The following is a 14,046-nucleotide window of genomic DNA, read 5'->3' as shown; positions in this document are numbered from 1 at the left end:
CCGGTGTGGAACCCTTTCCCCCGGCGGTTTTGATGAGGAAAGAGCTTCCGTGAACATGTTCGGTCGTAATCTGGCCCTGTGGGTGATCATCGCGCTTCTGGTGGTTGCTCTGTTCAACCTGTTCCAGGGACCCAGCGTCCGCGGCGGCAGCCAGTCGCTCGCCTATTCCGACTTCCTCAACGACGTGTCCAACGGCCAGGTCACCGACGTGACCATCCAGGGCGGCAACACCGTCACCGGTCACTTCCGCGACGGCCGCAGCTTCTCCACCTACACGCCCAATGACCCGACGCTGGTGAGCAAGCTCACCGAGCGCGGCGTGCGCGTCACGGCCGCCCCGCCGGAAGAGGGCAACACGCTGGTGCAGATCCTGATCAGCTGGTTCCCCATGCTGCTGCTGATCGGCGTGTGGATTTTCTTCATGCGCCAGATGCAGTCGGGCGGCGGCAAGGCCATGGGCTTCGGCAAATCCAAGGCCCGCCTGCTCACCGAACGCCATGGCCGCGTCACCTTCGAGGACGTCGCCGGCATCGAGGAAGCGAAGAGCGAACTGGAAGAGATCGTCGACTTCCTGCGCGACCCGCAGAAATTCCAGCGCCTCGGCGGCAAGATCCCCAAGGGCTGCCTGCTCGTCGGCCCGCCGGGCACCGGTAAGACGCTGCTCGCCCGCGCCATCGCCGGCGAAGCCAACGTGCCGTTCTTCACCATCTCGGGGTCCGACTTCGTCGAAATGTTCGTCGGCGTCGGCGCCAGCCGCGTGCGCGACATGTTCGAGCAGGCCAAGAAGAACGCGCCCTGCATCATCTTCATCGACGAAATCGACGCCGTCGGCCGCCATCGTGGCGCTGGCCTGGGCGGCGGCAATGACGAACGCGAGCAGACGCTGAACCAGCTGCTGGTCGAGATGGACGGTTTCGAGGCGACCGAAGGCGTGATCCTGATCGCCGCCACCAACCGCCCCGACGTGCTCGATCCGGCGCTGCTGCGTCCGGGCCGTTTCGACCGCCAGATCGTGGTGCCGAACCCCGACATCATCGGCCGCGAGCACATCCTGCGCGTCCATATGCGGAAAGTCCCGCTGGCGCCCGACGTGGAACCCAAGATCATTGCCCGCGGCACGCCCGGTTTCTCCGGCGCCGATCTGGCCAACCTGGTGAACGAGGCAGCCCTTCTCGCGGCCCGCCGCAACAAGCGCGTCGTCACCATGGCCGATTTCGAGCATGCCAAGGACAAGGTGATGATGGGCGCCGAGCGCCGCTCGATGGTGATGGGCGAAGAGGAAAAGCGCCTCACCGCCTTCCACGAGGCGGGCCATGCGCTGGTCGGCCTGAACGTGCCCAAGCATGATCCGCTGCACAAGGTGACGATCATCCCGCGCGGTCGCGCGCTGGGCGTCACCATGTCGCTGCCCGAGAAGGACCGCCTGTCGATGTCGACGCTGGAACTGGAATCGCGTCTGGCGATGATGTTCGGCGGCCGCATGGCGGAAGAACTGGTCTTCGGCAAGGAAAACATCACCACCGGCGCCTCCAACGACATCCAGCAGGCGACAGGCCTGGCCCGTCGCATGGTGACCGAATGGGGCATGAGCGACCTGCTCGGCCGCCTGCGCTATTCCGACAACGAGGAAGAGGTCTTCCTCGGCCACTCGGTCACGCAACGCAAGAACGTCTCGGATGCCACCGCGAAGCTGATCGACGAGGAAGTGCGTCGCATCATCGATACCGCCGAAGGCACCGCGCGCCGCATCCTCACCGACCATCGCGCCGACCTCGACAAGATCGCGCTGGCGCTGCTGGAATACGAAACCCTGTCGGGCGACGAGGTGCGCGCGCTGCTGCGTGGCGAACCGATCATCCGCACCGACGACCGCACGCCCACCCCGGGCAGCGACAGCGGCCCGCGCTCGGCGGTGCCGACGTCATCTCGTGGTGGCGGCACTGGTGGCAAGCCCGGCTTCGAGCCGGAGCCGCAGCCAGGTGCATAAGCATCGCTTATGCACCTGATCCTCGGGCTTGACCCGAGGACCTCAGGGTGAGCATCAGAATTGAAAACGCCCGGTGGAAACACCGGGCGTTTTTCTTTGCCGCTCTCGCTCATCTACACAGACTGTCATCCCGGCCGAAGCGCAGCGCAGAGCCGGGATCCCATTTTCTGTTTCTCTGTCCCACGATAAAAATGGGACCCCGGCCAATCTTCTAATTAAGACTGGGCCCGGGGTGACGGTCTGTGAGTGAGGGACGATCTTTGAACTACCGTCCGGCCAGAAACCCGGCGATCCATCGCATGCCGGTATCGTCCGTCGCGGCAGTGTCTGTCGGCCGGCCCGGCTTTGCCGCCTGCTGCGACAGGCAGTCGATCAGGTCGGCCAGATAGGCCTGGCTGAATTCCGGATGGAACTGCACCGACAGGATCGGAGCATGGGTATAGCGCAGGGCTGCATAGTGGCAGGCCGCGCTCTGCGCCACGATCTCTGTATCGGGCGGCTGCACCACGATCTGGTCCTGGTGGAAGGCCGGCATCGTCACGCTGCGGCTGTCGCCATCGATGCTGGTGGCATAGCGCTCCATGCCGATGCGCCAGCCTTGGGACGCTTTCTCCACCTTGCCGCCCAGTGCCTCGGCGATGATCTGGTGCCCGAAACAGACGCCCACCATCGGGCGCTTCTGCGCCGCCGCCTCGCGGATGAAATCCTTCAGGCTGGCGATCCACGGCAGGTCGTCATAGACGCCGTGGCGCGAGCCGGTCAGCAGCCAGGCATCCTGCGCGTCGACGGCGGGCAGCGTCTCGCCATGCACCACCGAGATGGTCGAGAAGCTGGCTGCAGGCAGCAGGGTTCTGAGCTGCGCCGCGAACATCGCGGGATAGCTGACATGGCGGCCGCGCAACGCCTCGGGCACCGGCCCGCATTCTATGATGCCAATTTTCATCGTCACGCTACCCAATCTGGTCCTTCCGGCAGACTATACCGGACCCACGCAGATCGTCACCCTTGGGCTTGATCCGAGAATTTCATGGCGATGAATACGAAAACGCCCGCTGGAGGCAGGGGCGTTTTTATTATTCTATTCCATCAAACGGAACCAGTCCCGCACTGTAAGTTGAAGGCGTAGAACTTCGTCCTCGGCGAGGGGGCTGCAATGTGCGATCGGACCACGGAGAGAGTTGAGATTTGCCATAACTTTCTCCACGGCTTTTCTGCTGTCGAATAGTGCCCCGAAAATGTCCCAGTTAGACGTGATGATGACTGAAAGTTCGCCAAAGGTGGTGTAATCGAGCTCATTGCTAGAGCGACGGGTCATGCCAGAATCGAGCTCTTTCTGAATTCGGCCGGTGACTTCGGTTTTTATTGAGGCTGGTACACGTGATGAATTCCACCAGTTGGCATTCTTTTCGGCAGCTTCAAGGGTTTCGGCGACGAGCTCTCGAATTGACTTTTCTAAACAATAGAATGTTTCGTAATGCTTGCTCATGGACGCAGCTTCTGCGCGGACAGTGCTGTCAAATTGAGGATAATAAATATCTTCAACTTGGGTAACTATGGGCACGTGTCCTAGATCAACAGCGTATAGATTCCCTATGCGCTGCAAATCTTCATTAATCATATGGTTGGTCATTCCAAATGATTTAATTCTTTGCAGAGGGGCCGCCATAATTACTGATCCTCCGAAAACAGATGTTCTTTTAGGCTTCTAAAAATTGCATTGAAAACAGCTTGATCGGAAGTTGCTGGTAGATTGAGGTTTATGGTGTACGAAAGGTTCATGCCTGAATGAATTTTCCGCACAGCTTTGACAGCATCAGAGCTATCAATCGGAGTTACTTTCACCGGGGGTGAGGCTTCTTCGGAATCACTCGCGTCAAAATTTGCATAGCCCTTAAGGGCCTTTAAAGTTGAGAAAGTCAATTTCGCTACTGCATTATCCTTCTCGGCCCCGGTCACTTGCACGATTAAATCTAAGAGTTCTTTGTCGCCAAGGTCATAAAAATACTCATTCACCTGAGCTAAGGGGCTGTATCCAAATTTTATGGCATCAGCTACTGCTCCGCCTCCAGTAGAGGGATTTCGGAAGCGCTTGTATAAATCGGTAGGTGACCCGTCGGCGGCTACAAAGCCAATTTTTTTGAGAAATGGCGTTATTGCCGCGCCAGTCCCTCCTTTGATTTGCAGCTTTGTTGTTATGAAATCGCCATTGACCCGAGGCGGCGTTGCTGCGGCCCGAATTTTCTCAAAGGCAGTTTTTACTGTGCCTGGTGACACCAGATACGGAAGAACACTAGCCATTTAATTCCCCTATGCTTGCCTGGGGGATGAGAGCTTTTCGGTTTTTCTGAATCAAGTCCTGATGTTAAAATCTTTAGATTGAGTAACATGGTAATCACATTAAGTGATTGCACGACAATTAATCTTCACCGCTCCGTCAGCGCCAGCTTGGCCCCCAGCGCCACAAAGGCCGCCGCGAAACTCCGGCGCATCCACAGCAGCACGGTCGGCCGGCTCAGCACATGGTCGCGCACTGCTGATGCAAAGAGTCCGTAGATTGCAAAGACAACAAAGGTCATCGCCATGAACACGCCGCTCATCTCCAGCATGCGCGGCAGCACGGCCGGTTCGTCACTGGCGATGAACTGCGGCAGGAAGGCGAAGAAGAAGATCGAGAGTTTTGGATTCAGCAGGTTGATCACGATGGCTTCCACCGTCACCTGGATGAAGCTCTGCTTCTGCGGCCCCTTGCCGGTGAGGCTCAAACTGCCCCGGTCATGCCAGGTCTGCCAGGCCATCCACAGCAGATAGGCGACGCCGGCATATTTCACGGCGTCGAACATCACAGCACTCGTGTGCAGCAGCGCGGCCAGGCCGGTGATCGCGGCCACCATGTGCGGCACGATCCCGAGCGTGCAGCCAAAGGCCGCCACCACACTGGCCTTGGCGCCGCGCGTCAGCCCGGCGGCCACGGTGTAGATCATGCCGGTGCCCGGCGTGGCGACGACGATCAGCGCGATGATCAGGAATTCGAGGGTCATACGATGGTATTCCGTGCTGGAGGGTGGTCAGGATGGCCGGTTATCGCCGCCCAATATCCTTATCGGGAGGCGCACTGGAAAGTCCGAAAATCTTGCATTGTGGATGAGAACATGATAGGAACATATTGTCCCGACCGCTAGGCCGGATTCAGGTGCAGCTTGCCCGGAATCTCGCTTTGGCGGGCGAAAGCCGTTAACACGGCTGGGACGGACTATCGCGGCGGTCTCTGGTGGGCACCAACGGGCTCCAGTGGGCACCAGCGGGACGCAGCCGACCGCAGTCGACCGTAACCGGCGCCAGTGGGCCCCAGTGGGCCGTAACGAACCTTAGTGGGCCGGACTGGACCCGAACGGGATCGAACGAAAACGAAGCCGAACGAACCAAAACGAACGCAAACGAAGCCGAACGAACTGAAACGAAGCCAAACGAATGCAAACGAACGCAAACGAAGCGGTATTGAATTCGTGACGGCACATGCACCCATATGCGGCCTCGACTGGTCGCGCCCCCATGTGATGGGCATCGTCAATGTCACCGACGACAGCTTCTCGGGCGACGGATTGAAGGCGGATGCCGCAGCCGCCATCGCCCAGGCCCGTGCGCAGGTCGCCGCTGGCGCCGACCTGATCGATCTCGGCGCTGAATCGACGCGGCCGGGTGCTGCCGTGGTCACGCCGGAGCAGGAGATCGCGCGGCTGCTGCCGGTGCTGGAGGGTTTGCGCGATATCGGCGTGCCGATCTCAGTGGATACGCGCAACGCCGCCACCATGCGCGCCGTGGCCAAAGCGGGCGCCGCCATCATCAACGACATCTCGGCGCTGGAAGGCCCGGGCAGCCTGGCCGCCGCCGCCGAGACCGGCCTGCCGGTGGTGCTGATGCATATGCAGGGCGAACCCGGCACCATGCAGCAGGCGCCGACATACCATGACGTCGTCGCCGATGTGCATGCCTATCTCAGCCAGCGGATTGCCGCCTGCATCAAGGCCGGCATCGCGCGCGCGAAGATCATCGTCGATCCCGGCATCGGCTTCGGCAAGACGGTCGAGCATAATCTCGCGCTGCTGCGCCATCTCGATCGCTTCGCCGACCTCGGCTGCCCGCTGCTGATCGGCGTGTCGCGCAAGAGCTTCATCGGCGCGCTGACCGGTGAGCGCGATCCGGCGCAGCGCGTGCCCGGCTCCATCACGGCCGGATTATGGGCCGTGGAAAAGGGCGGGGCGCATATCCTGCGGGTGCATGATGTGGCCAAGACCGTGCAGGCGCTGCGCACCTGGCGCGCCATCGCCAGACCGCCGGCGCTGTAGGGCCTCTTCCGAGGCCGGAATTGTAACGAGACGTAACAGCGCCGCCTGCGGATTGACCGCGTAAAGCCTGCCGTTTTCGCAGGTTCTGTGGCATAGTCCGCGCCGTTACAAAGCAACGGGACCCGAGTCGCATGACCCGCACCTTCTTCGGCACCGACGGCATCCGCGGCCTCGCCAATACCGAACCGATGACCGCCGCCACGGCGCTGCGCGTCGGCATGGCGGCCGGCGCCTATTTCACCCGCGGCGACCATCGCCATCGCGTGCTGATCGGCAAGGACACGCGGTTGTCCGGCTACATGCTGGAGCCGGCGCTGGTGGCCGGCTTCACCGCCGTCGGCATGGACGTCTTCCAGGTCGGCCCGATGCCGACGCCGGCCGTCGCCATGCTGACGCGCGCGTTGCGCTGCGATCTCGGCGTGATGATCTCGGCCTCGCATAATCCGTTCCACGACAACGGCATCAAGCTGTTCGGCCCTGATGGCTACAAGCTGTCGGATGCGGCCGAGGCCGAGATCGAGGCCATGATCCTGGGCGAGACCGAGCCGGCACTGGCCGATGCGGCCAGGCTCGGCCGCGCCCGCCGTCTGGATGACGCCGATGGCCGCTATATCGAATTCGCCAAGGCGACGCTGCCCAAGGGGCAGATGCTCGCCGGTCTGAAGGTGGTGGTCGACTGCGCCAACGGCGCCGCCTACAAGGTCGCGCCCGCCGTGCTGTGGGAGCTGGAGGCCGAGGTGGTGACGCTGGGCGTCAAGCCCGACGGCTTCAACATCAACCGCGACTGCGGCTCGACGCATCCGCGCGCCCTGCAGGAAGCCGTGGTGGCGCATGGCGCCCATATCGGCATCGCGCTGGATGGCGATGCCGACCGCCTGGTGATGGTGGACGAGCGCGGCCAGGTGATCGACGGCGACCAGCTGATGGCGGTGATCGCCGAAAGCTGGCTGCGGCAGGGCCGGCTGGCCAAGAACGGCCTGGTCGCCACCGTGATGTCCAATCTCGGCCTCGAACGCTTCGTGCAGGGCATCGGCGTCGATCTGATCCGCACCAAGGTCGGCGACCGCTATGTGCTCGAGGCCATGCGCAACGAGGGCTACAATCTGGGCGGCGAACAGTCGGGCCATATCATCCTGTCCGATTTCGCCACCACCGGCGACGGCATTGTCGCCGCCCTGCAGGTGCTGTCGGCGCTGCGCGAGTCCGGCAAGACGGCGAGCCAGTTCTGCCGCCGCTTCACGCCCTATCCGCAACTGCTGCGCAACGTGCGCCACAGCGGCGGCCAGCCGCTGGAGCTGCCCAAGGTCAAGTCGGCCATCGATGCCGGCGAAAAGCGCCTGGGCAAGACCGGTCGCCTGGTGATCCGCGCCAGCGGCACCGAGCCGCTGATCCGCGTGATGGCGGAAGGCGAGGACGAGACGCTGGTGAAAACCGTGGTCGACGACATCATCACCGCGCTGGAGCAGGCGGCGTGACGGCAGAGTCTGCCGCCGCCGCCGCGAAGAAAGGCCGGGTTCTCATCATCGCCGGCTCGGATTCGGGCGGCGGCGCCGGCATCCAGGCCGATATCAAGACGGTGACGGCGCTGGGCGGCTATGCCATGACCGCCATCACCGCGCTGACCGCCCAGGATACCCGCACGGTGCACGACATCTTTGATGTGCCGGCCTCGTTCATCGCGCTGCAGCTCAAGGTCGTGCTGCAGGATATCGGCGCCGATGCGATCAAGACCGGCATGCTGCACCGGGCCGACATCATCGACGCCGTGGTCGAGGCGCTCGATCGGTATGCGCCCGGCGTGCCGCTGGTGGTCGATCCGGTGATGGTGGCCAAGGGCGGCGCCTCGCTGCTGCAGCCGGCCGCCGCCGAGGCCCTGCGCACCAAACTGATTCCGCGCGCCACCGTGATCACGCCCAACCTGCCCGAGGCCGCCGTGCTCTCGGCGCTGAAAGTCGAGGCAGAATCCGACATGGCGGTGGCGGCCGATGCGTTGCTGCGGCTCGGGCCGCGCGCCGTGCTGCTGAAAGGTGGCCATCTGCCGGGCGATCGGCTGGTCGATCTGCTGCGCGACGATGCCGGCGAGACCCGCTTTGTGGATACCAGGCTCGATACGCGTTCAACGCATGGCACCGGCTGCACGCTGGCTTCGGCCATCGCGACAGGTCTGGCTTTTGGGTTGTCGCTCAAGGATGCCGTGACCCAGGCGCGCGCCTATGTGCGCACCGCCATCGAGACCGCGCCGGGCTTCGGCCATGGCCACGGCCCGCTCAACCACGCGCACACAGTGACTAAAGCAGCGCTGCGAGGATGAGCGCGACCAGCAGCAGCAGCGGCACCAGCGGCAGGATCAGCCGATAGCTCTGGCGTTCGCTGCCGCTGCAGCCGGCAAAGGCGCAAGCCATCGCCACCTTGCCCGGGAAGAAGGGCGTGAACAGGCTGCCGGTCACGTTTTGTAAAGCGCTGACCCATAAGACGCTTGCACCGGCCGATCCGGCGAGGGCTGCCTGCAGCGGCAGCATCAGGCTGTTCGAGGCCGTGTTGCTCCCCGTCAGGCCGCCGGCCACCGCCGCGAAGATGGGTGTTGCCAGCAGCGCCTGTGCGCCGGCCACCGATTGCCAGGCTGTCGCGAGCTCTGCAGGGATGCCGCTGGCCGCCATCAGCCGCGCCATCACCAGGAAGATCAAGGTCGTGGCGATCGCCACGCGTCCGGCCTGCCAGGTTTGCGTGAGGATCGGCAGGGCCTGCCCGGGCTTCAGCATCATGGCGCCATAGATCGCCGCCGTGACGGTCAGCATCACGCCGGCCTGATAGGCAAACGGAAACGCCGGCATGTCGGCAAAGGGTTGCGCCACCAGGATGCTGTTCAGCGCTTCGGTCACCGGCCTGATCAGCCGCGTCGACAGCAGCAGCGCGATCAGCAGCAGATAGGGTAGCGCGATGCGCAGCATGGCTTTCAGCGCCGGCCGCCGCGGGTTCAGGAGTTGCGACAGCGCCAGCAGCGGCGCGGTTGCGATCAGTCCCGCCGTGTCGACCGAGGCATAGAGATTGCCCAGATACAGCAGGCCAAGCATGGCGATGGTCCAGGCCAGGTCGATCGCCATGTTCTGCAGGCTGAGGCCCAGCCCCAGTTTATGCGACCACCACCAGAACCAGCCCAGCAGCAGCAGGACAAACGGCAGGATCATCACCGCGCTGTAGAGGCTGAAGTCCTGCAGCGGCAGATGGCCGAGCGCCGCGCCGATCACCGTGCCGATGCCCAGCCCGCCCCAGACCACCAGCATCTGGCTGAGCAATCCCACCGCGATGGCGGCCAGCGGGGCCACGCCCAGCCGCAGCATGCCGTGGATCGCCAGCGCATAGCCGACGCCGAAGCCGACCGCGCATTCGATCAGGCCGCCGGCGATGAAGCTGACGAAATAGGCCTGACGGTGGCGCGACACCGGCGGTGCGTCTGAGTCTGCAGGGGGCGGGGCGGCTGCGCTGATCACATGATGCACCAGCAGGCCGGCGAAGATCACGGCAATGGCATGCCAGGCGAGCCAGGCGCCCTTCAGGCTTTCGATCAGCAGGAACTCGGTAAAGCCGCGCTGGCCATGCAATCCCACGGCCGCGGCGGGGAGAGTCGCGATCAGGCCGGCGAGGCCGGCCTTGATCAGCGAGACGCGGCCGGTGGCCACCAGGCCGATCACCAGGATGATCGGCGCCAGATAGATCAGGATGGTCACGGCAGCAGGCGTGTCAGACGATGGACTGGCGGGCTTCCGGGCCGCGCTCGATCAGGTTGCGCAGGCGGCGCAGCGCCTCGCTCACTTCGTTGCGGTCGGGTGAGGGGGCCAGCGAGATGCGCACCCACGGCGGCGGATTGGGCCGGGTGTCGAGCAGGAAGCTGGTGCAGCTGGCGATGCGCACGCCCTGGCCCAGTGCCTGGTTGGTGAACTCGTTCGGTTTCCAGGGCGCGGGCAGTTCCAGATAGCAGTGCAGGCTGGCCGGATGGCTGCGCATGGTCAGGCCGTCGAAGGTTTCGGTCGCCATGATGTTGCGGATCTCGGCCTCGTCGCGCAGGCGTTCGACCAGCGCGGCGGCCGTGCCGTCCTCGATCCACTGCCGCACGATTTCCTGGTTGAGCCGCGGATTATTGACCGCGACCGCATGCAGGGCATCGGCGAAGCGCTCGACCAGCACCGGCGGCGAGGCGATCCAGCCCACGCGCAGGCCCGGCGCCATGCATTTCGAGGCGCTGGCGATATAGATCGTGCGTTCCGGCGCCAGCGCCGCCAGCGGCAGCGGCCGTTCGCGGATCAGGAAGCCGTAGACGTCGTCCTCGATGATGGTGAGGTCGTATTTGCGTGCCACAGCCACGATGGCGGCGCGGCGCTCGGCCGACATCGTCACCGTCGTCGGATTGTGGATGGTCGGCTGGATCAGCACCAGCCGGCTGCCGGTACGGCGCGCGGCCTCGGCCAGCGCGTCCGGCATCATGCCTTCCTCATCCATCGCCACGCCTTCGAGGCGGACCGGGCGCTGTCGGGCATTCTCATGCACGCCGCCATAGGTCAGCGCTTCCACCAGCATGATCTCGTTGGGCATGGTCATCGCGGTGATGACGATGGCGAGCGCCTGCTGCGCACCGGCGGTGGCCAGCACCTGCTCCGGCGCGACCGTGAGGCCGACGCGCGAAATCCACTTGGCGGCGGCGGCGCGATGCGCCGGGTCACCCAGCGTGCGGCTGTAGCCCAGCAGGTTCTGCAGGCCGCGCTTGGACGCCAGCCGCTGCAGCGAGCGGCGCATGATGTCCTCGAAGTCGGGCAGGCTCGGCTCGTTGCGCGACATCTCGATCACGCCCGGCGTGTTGAGCCGCGGAATCTCCATCTGGTCGGGCGCGAGAATCTCGCTGCTGCCGATGATTGGCGTGCCGTCTTCCGAAGGCTTCACAAAGGTGCCGCGTCCCACCTCGCCCGACAGCAGGCCCTTCTGCTCGGCCAGCATGTAGCCGCGGCTCACCGTGCCGACGGTGACGCCGAGCTTCCAGGCCAGGTTGCGCTGGGGCGGCAGCTTGGCGCCCACCGGCAGTTCACCGGTCTGGATGGCGGTCTCGATGGCCGAGGCCAGCGCCTGGTAGCGCGGGCCGGGGAAGTGTTCGAGTTTCGGGATCCACATTGTCATGGTGACAATACTCGCATTGACTCGATCAAAGAGTCAATCAATTATCTCAATTGCCCGAATTGATCGGGTTCAATCTTAGAATATATCCAAAATTGGAGGGATATCATGTCAAATTGGATCGGTACAATCGATCGGCCTTCTGGTATCGGCCCGGTCGAACGCGTGGGCAGCACGATCGGCCGGGTTATCGACCGCACTGTGACTGTCAGCGCCAGGAGCGCGACGTCGATGGTGCTGGTGCTGCTCGACTGGCAGCGTCAGGCCCGGGAACGGAGCGAACTGGCATCTCTGCCGCCTGAAATTCTCAAGGATGTCGGGCTGAGCAAAGCCGATGTCCATGGCGAGGTGGTCAAGCCGGTGTGGCTTCGATAACCCGCGCATCTACGTTTAGCCTTCCGGCTGTTTAGCCCCCCGGCTGCCGGCGTCGCACGGTGCCATCACTATCGTCCGCGACGCCGGTTCTACCGAAAGCCATCCATGTCCGCCGTTCCGCCTGATTCCGTGTTCCTGCTGGTGCCGCTGGCGATCTTCGCCACGGTGACCTCGATCACGCCAGGCCCGAACAACATTCTCCTCACTGCCTCGGGTGCCAATTTCGGCTTCCGCCTCACCGTGCCGCATATGCTGGGCATCAGCGCCGGTTTCATGTCGCTGATCCTGGTCTGCGGCCTGGGCGTCGGCGCCGTGGTCGCCACCACGCCCTGGCTGCATGGGGCGCTGAAGATCGTCGGCGCCGCCTATCTGGTCTGGCTCGCCTGGCAACTGGCGCGCGCCGGCAGCATCCAGAGCATGAGCAAGGCGCGGCCGATGCGGTTTCATGAAGCCGCGCTGTTCCAGTATGTGAATCCCAAGGCCTGGATGATGGCCGTCGGTGCTATCGCTGCCTTCACCACGCCGGGTGGCGATTATGCTGTTGAACTGGCGCTGATCGCCGTCATCTTCACCATCATCAACCTGCCTTGCGTGTCGCTCTGGGCGCTGTTCGGTGTCGGCATCGGCCGTTTCCTCACCGATGCGCGCGCCAAGCTGACCTTCAATCTCGTCATGGCGGGTCTGACCGTGCTGTCCGCCCTGCTGCTGTTCATCTGAGGAGCGCCCGAACATGACGCGCCTGCCGATCTATCAGGTCGATGCCTTTGCCGATGCGGCGTTCAAGGGCAATCCAGCCGCCGTGATGCCGCTGGACAACTGGCTACCTGACGACGTGATGCAGCGCATCGCCATGGAGAACAACCTGTCGGAGACGGCTTTCTTCGTGGCACAGAAGGGCGGGCTGAACGAGGATGGCTTCGCGCTGCGCTGGTTCACGCCGGCGAATGAAGTGAAGCTTTGCGGCCATGCCACGCTGGCCTCAGCCTGGGTGATCTTCAACCGGCTGGAGCCGGCGCGTCGGCGCATTGATTTCTTCACCAAGAGCGGCACGCTGACCGTGCGCCAGGATGGCGAGACCGGCCGGCTGTCGATGGATTTCCCGGCCCAGCCGGCCAGTGACTGCACGCCCTGCGCCGGCCTGATCGAAGCGCTGGGCGTAGCGCCGGCCAAGGTGATGGGGTCGACCAAATACATGCTGGTTTATGAAACGGCCGAGCAGGTGCGGAAGATGAAGCCGGACATGAACGGCCTCATGGAGCTGGATCGTGATGGCGTGATCGTCACAGCGCCGAGCGATCTGCCTGGCGTGGATTGCGTTTCGCGGTATTTCGTGCCGGCTGCAGGCGTTCCCGAAGATCCGGTCACCGGTTCGGCGCATTGCATCGTCGTGCCGTACTGGGCCAAGCGGTTGGGCAAGCAGGATATTGTCGCCTACCAGGCATCGGCGCGCGGCGGCACGCTGTACTGCCGCGATGAGGGTGAGCGCGTGCGTATCGCAGGCTCGGCGGTGCCGTTCATGGAAGGCACGGTCACGCTGTAGGGGCGGCGGAGGACTTTGTTTTCGGCGGTTGCCCCGATAACTGCCGAAAAGCCGGTGCAAGCCGGTGGGCGCGGTGCACTCCCCTGTTGTGTGCCGCGCCCTTTTCTTTTCTGATGAAGCCATGACCGACTCAGCCGTGACCATCCAGCCCGCCGTAACCGCTGACGATCTCGCAGCGGTGCGCCGCCTGTTCACCGCCTATGCGCAATCCCTGGATTTCAGCCTGGACTTCCAGGGTTTCGATACGGAGCTGGCTAGTCTGCCGGGCAAGTATGCGCCGGCGGAGAAGGGCGCCCTGCTGCTGGGCCGGGTGGGTGAGAGGATCGTCGGCGTGGTGGGCCTGCGCAATCTGGGAAACGGCATCGCCGAGATGAAGCGGCTCTATATCGAGCCCGAGGGCCGCGGCCATAACCTGGGCCGCCGACTCACGGATGCGGTGCTGTCTGAGGCCCGCCGGCAGGGCTACAGCGCCATCCGGCTGGATACCTTCCCCTCCATGGTGGCGGCCAACCGCATCTATGACGCCCTGAATTTCACTGATATTCCAGCATATTATGACAATCCTCTGCCGGGCGCGCGCTATCGCGAGCTAAAATTATGAACATTGTTCATTTTTATGAACAATGATATTCTATCCTTCA

The 14,046-nt window shown here is 63.6% G+C and carries 14 protein-coding genes; 8 read left to right on the top strand and 6 right to left on the bottom strand.

What is annotated here, in order from left to right; genetic code table 11:
- Positions 1 to 49 precede the first annotated feature (49 nt).
- A complete protein-coding gene (gene ftsH, locus AC1RRT_RS04475) occupies positions 50 to 1,987 on the top strand; it encodes an ATP-dependent zinc metalloprotease FtsH (RefSeq protein WP_493012545.1) in 1,938 nt (645 codons plus the stop codon).
- 265 nt (positions 1,988 to 2,252) lie between these two features.
- Here the strand turns inward: ftsH and AC1RRT_RS04470 are convergent, their stop codons facing one another.
- The 4 genes from AC1RRT_RS04470 to AC1RRT_RS04455 form a co-directional block, all read right to left on the bottom strand.
- Positions 2,253 to 2,930 (bottom strand): type 1 glutamine amidotransferase, encoded by a 678-nt coding sequence (locus AC1RRT_RS04470; protein ID WP_493015133.1) that lies wholly within the window; start codon positions 2,928 to 2,930, stop codon positions 2,253 to 2,255.
- Positions 2,931 to 3,065: 135 nt separating this feature from the next.
- Positions 3,066 to 3,653, bottom strand: coding sequence for a Swt1 family HEPN domain-containing protein (locus AC1RRT_RS04465; protein WP_493012543.1), 588 nt, complete (start codon positions 3,651 to 3,653; stop codon positions 3,066 to 3,068).
- A 2-nt stretch (positions 3,654 to 3,655) separates the two neighbouring features.
- Positions 3,656 to 4,285, bottom strand: a complete 630-nt coding sequence (locus tag AC1RRT_RS04460; RefSeq protein WP_493012541.1) for a DUF5343 domain-containing protein — start codon at positions 4,283 to 4,285, stop codon at positions 3,656 to 3,658.
- A gap of 125 nt (positions 4,286 to 4,410) precedes the next feature.
- Positions 4,411 to 5,025, bottom strand: coding sequence for a LysE family translocator (locus AC1RRT_RS04455; protein WP_493012539.1), 615 nt, complete (start codon positions 5,023 to 5,025; stop codon positions 4,411 to 4,413).
- Positions 5,026 to 5,490: 465 nt separating this feature from the next.
- On the opposite strand from AC1RRT_RS04455, the gene folP reads away from it, so the two are divergent.
- The 3 genes from folP (at position 5,491) to thiD (ending at position 8,641) form a co-directional block, all read left to right on the top strand.
- On the top strand, positions 5,491 to 6,330 hold the full coding sequence (gene folP / locus AC1RRT_RS04450) for a dihydropteroate synthase (RefSeq protein WP_493012537.1): 840 nt from the start codon (positions 5,491 to 5,493) through the stop codon (positions 6,328 to 6,330).
- 131 nt (positions 6,331 to 6,461) lie between these two features.
- On the top strand, positions 6,462 to 7,805 hold the full coding sequence (glmM, locus tag AC1RRT_RS04445) for a phosphoglucosamine mutase (RefSeq protein WP_493012535.1): 1,344 nt from the start codon (positions 6,462 to 6,464) through the stop codon (positions 7,803 to 7,805).
- Positions 7,802 to 8,641, top strand: a complete 840-nt coding sequence (thiD, locus tag AC1RRT_RS04440) for a bifunctional hydroxymethylpyrimidine kinase/phosphomethylpyrimidine kinase (RefSeq protein WP_493012533.1) — start codon at positions 7,802 to 7,804, stop codon at positions 8,639 to 8,641. The genes glmM and thiD overlap by 4 nt, the downstream gene beginning before the upstream one ends.
- On the opposite strand, the gene AC1RRT_RS04435 is transcribed toward thiD, so the two are convergent.
- Positions 8,619 to 10,055, bottom strand: coding sequence for an L-lactate permease (locus tag AC1RRT_RS04435; RefSeq protein WP_493012531.1), 1,437 nt, complete (start codon positions 10,053 to 10,055; stop codon positions 8,619 to 8,621). The genes thiD and AC1RRT_RS04435 overlap by 23 nt on opposite strands.
- Before the next feature lie 13 nt (positions 10,056 to 10,068).
- On the bottom strand, positions 10,069 to 11,493 hold the full coding sequence (locus AC1RRT_RS04430) for an aminotransferase-like domain-containing protein (RefSeq protein ID WP_493012529.1): 1,425 nt from the start codon (positions 11,491 to 11,493) through the stop codon (positions 10,069 to 10,071).
- 105 nt (positions 11,494 to 11,598) lie between these two features.
- Between AC1RRT_RS04430 and AC1RRT_RS04425 the strand changes: the two genes are divergently transcribed.
- The 4 genes from AC1RRT_RS04425 (at position 11,599) to AC1RRT_RS04410 (ending at position 14,006) form a co-directional block, all read left to right on the top strand.
- On the top strand, positions 11,599 to 11,865 hold the full coding sequence (locus AC1RRT_RS04425; RefSeq protein WP_493012527.1) for a DUF1127 domain-containing protein: 267 nt from the start codon (positions 11,599 to 11,601) through the stop codon (positions 11,863 to 11,865).
- 105 nt (positions 11,866 to 11,970) lie between these two features.
- Positions 11,971 to 12,582: a LysE family translocator gene (locus AC1RRT_RS04420; protein WP_493012525.1), complete on the top strand. Its 612-nt coding sequence runs from the start codon at positions 11,971 to 11,973 to the stop codon at positions 12,580 to 12,582.
- 13 nt (positions 12,583 to 12,595) lie between these two features.
- The gene (locus AC1RRT_RS04415) at positions 12,596 to 13,405 is read left to right on the top strand and encodes a PhzF family phenazine biosynthesis protein (RefSeq protein WP_493012523.1); all 810 of its coding nucleotides are present in this window, start codon (positions 12,596 to 12,598) and stop codon (positions 13,403 to 13,405) included.
- 121 nt (positions 13,406 to 13,526) lie between these two features.
- Positions 13,527 to 14,006, top strand: coding sequence for a GNAT family N-acetyltransferase (locus AC1RRT_RS04410; RefSeq protein WP_493012521.1), 480 nt, complete (start codon positions 13,527 to 13,529; stop codon positions 14,004 to 14,006).
- The last annotated feature ends 40 nt before the right edge of the window (positions 14,007 to 14,046 follow it).

This window comes from Ferrovibrio sp. GW821-FHT12B10, assembly GCF_058807515.1.
The sequence above is the reverse complement of the archived record's forward strand: the minus strand, read 5'-3'. Positions and strand labels throughout refer to the sequence as shown.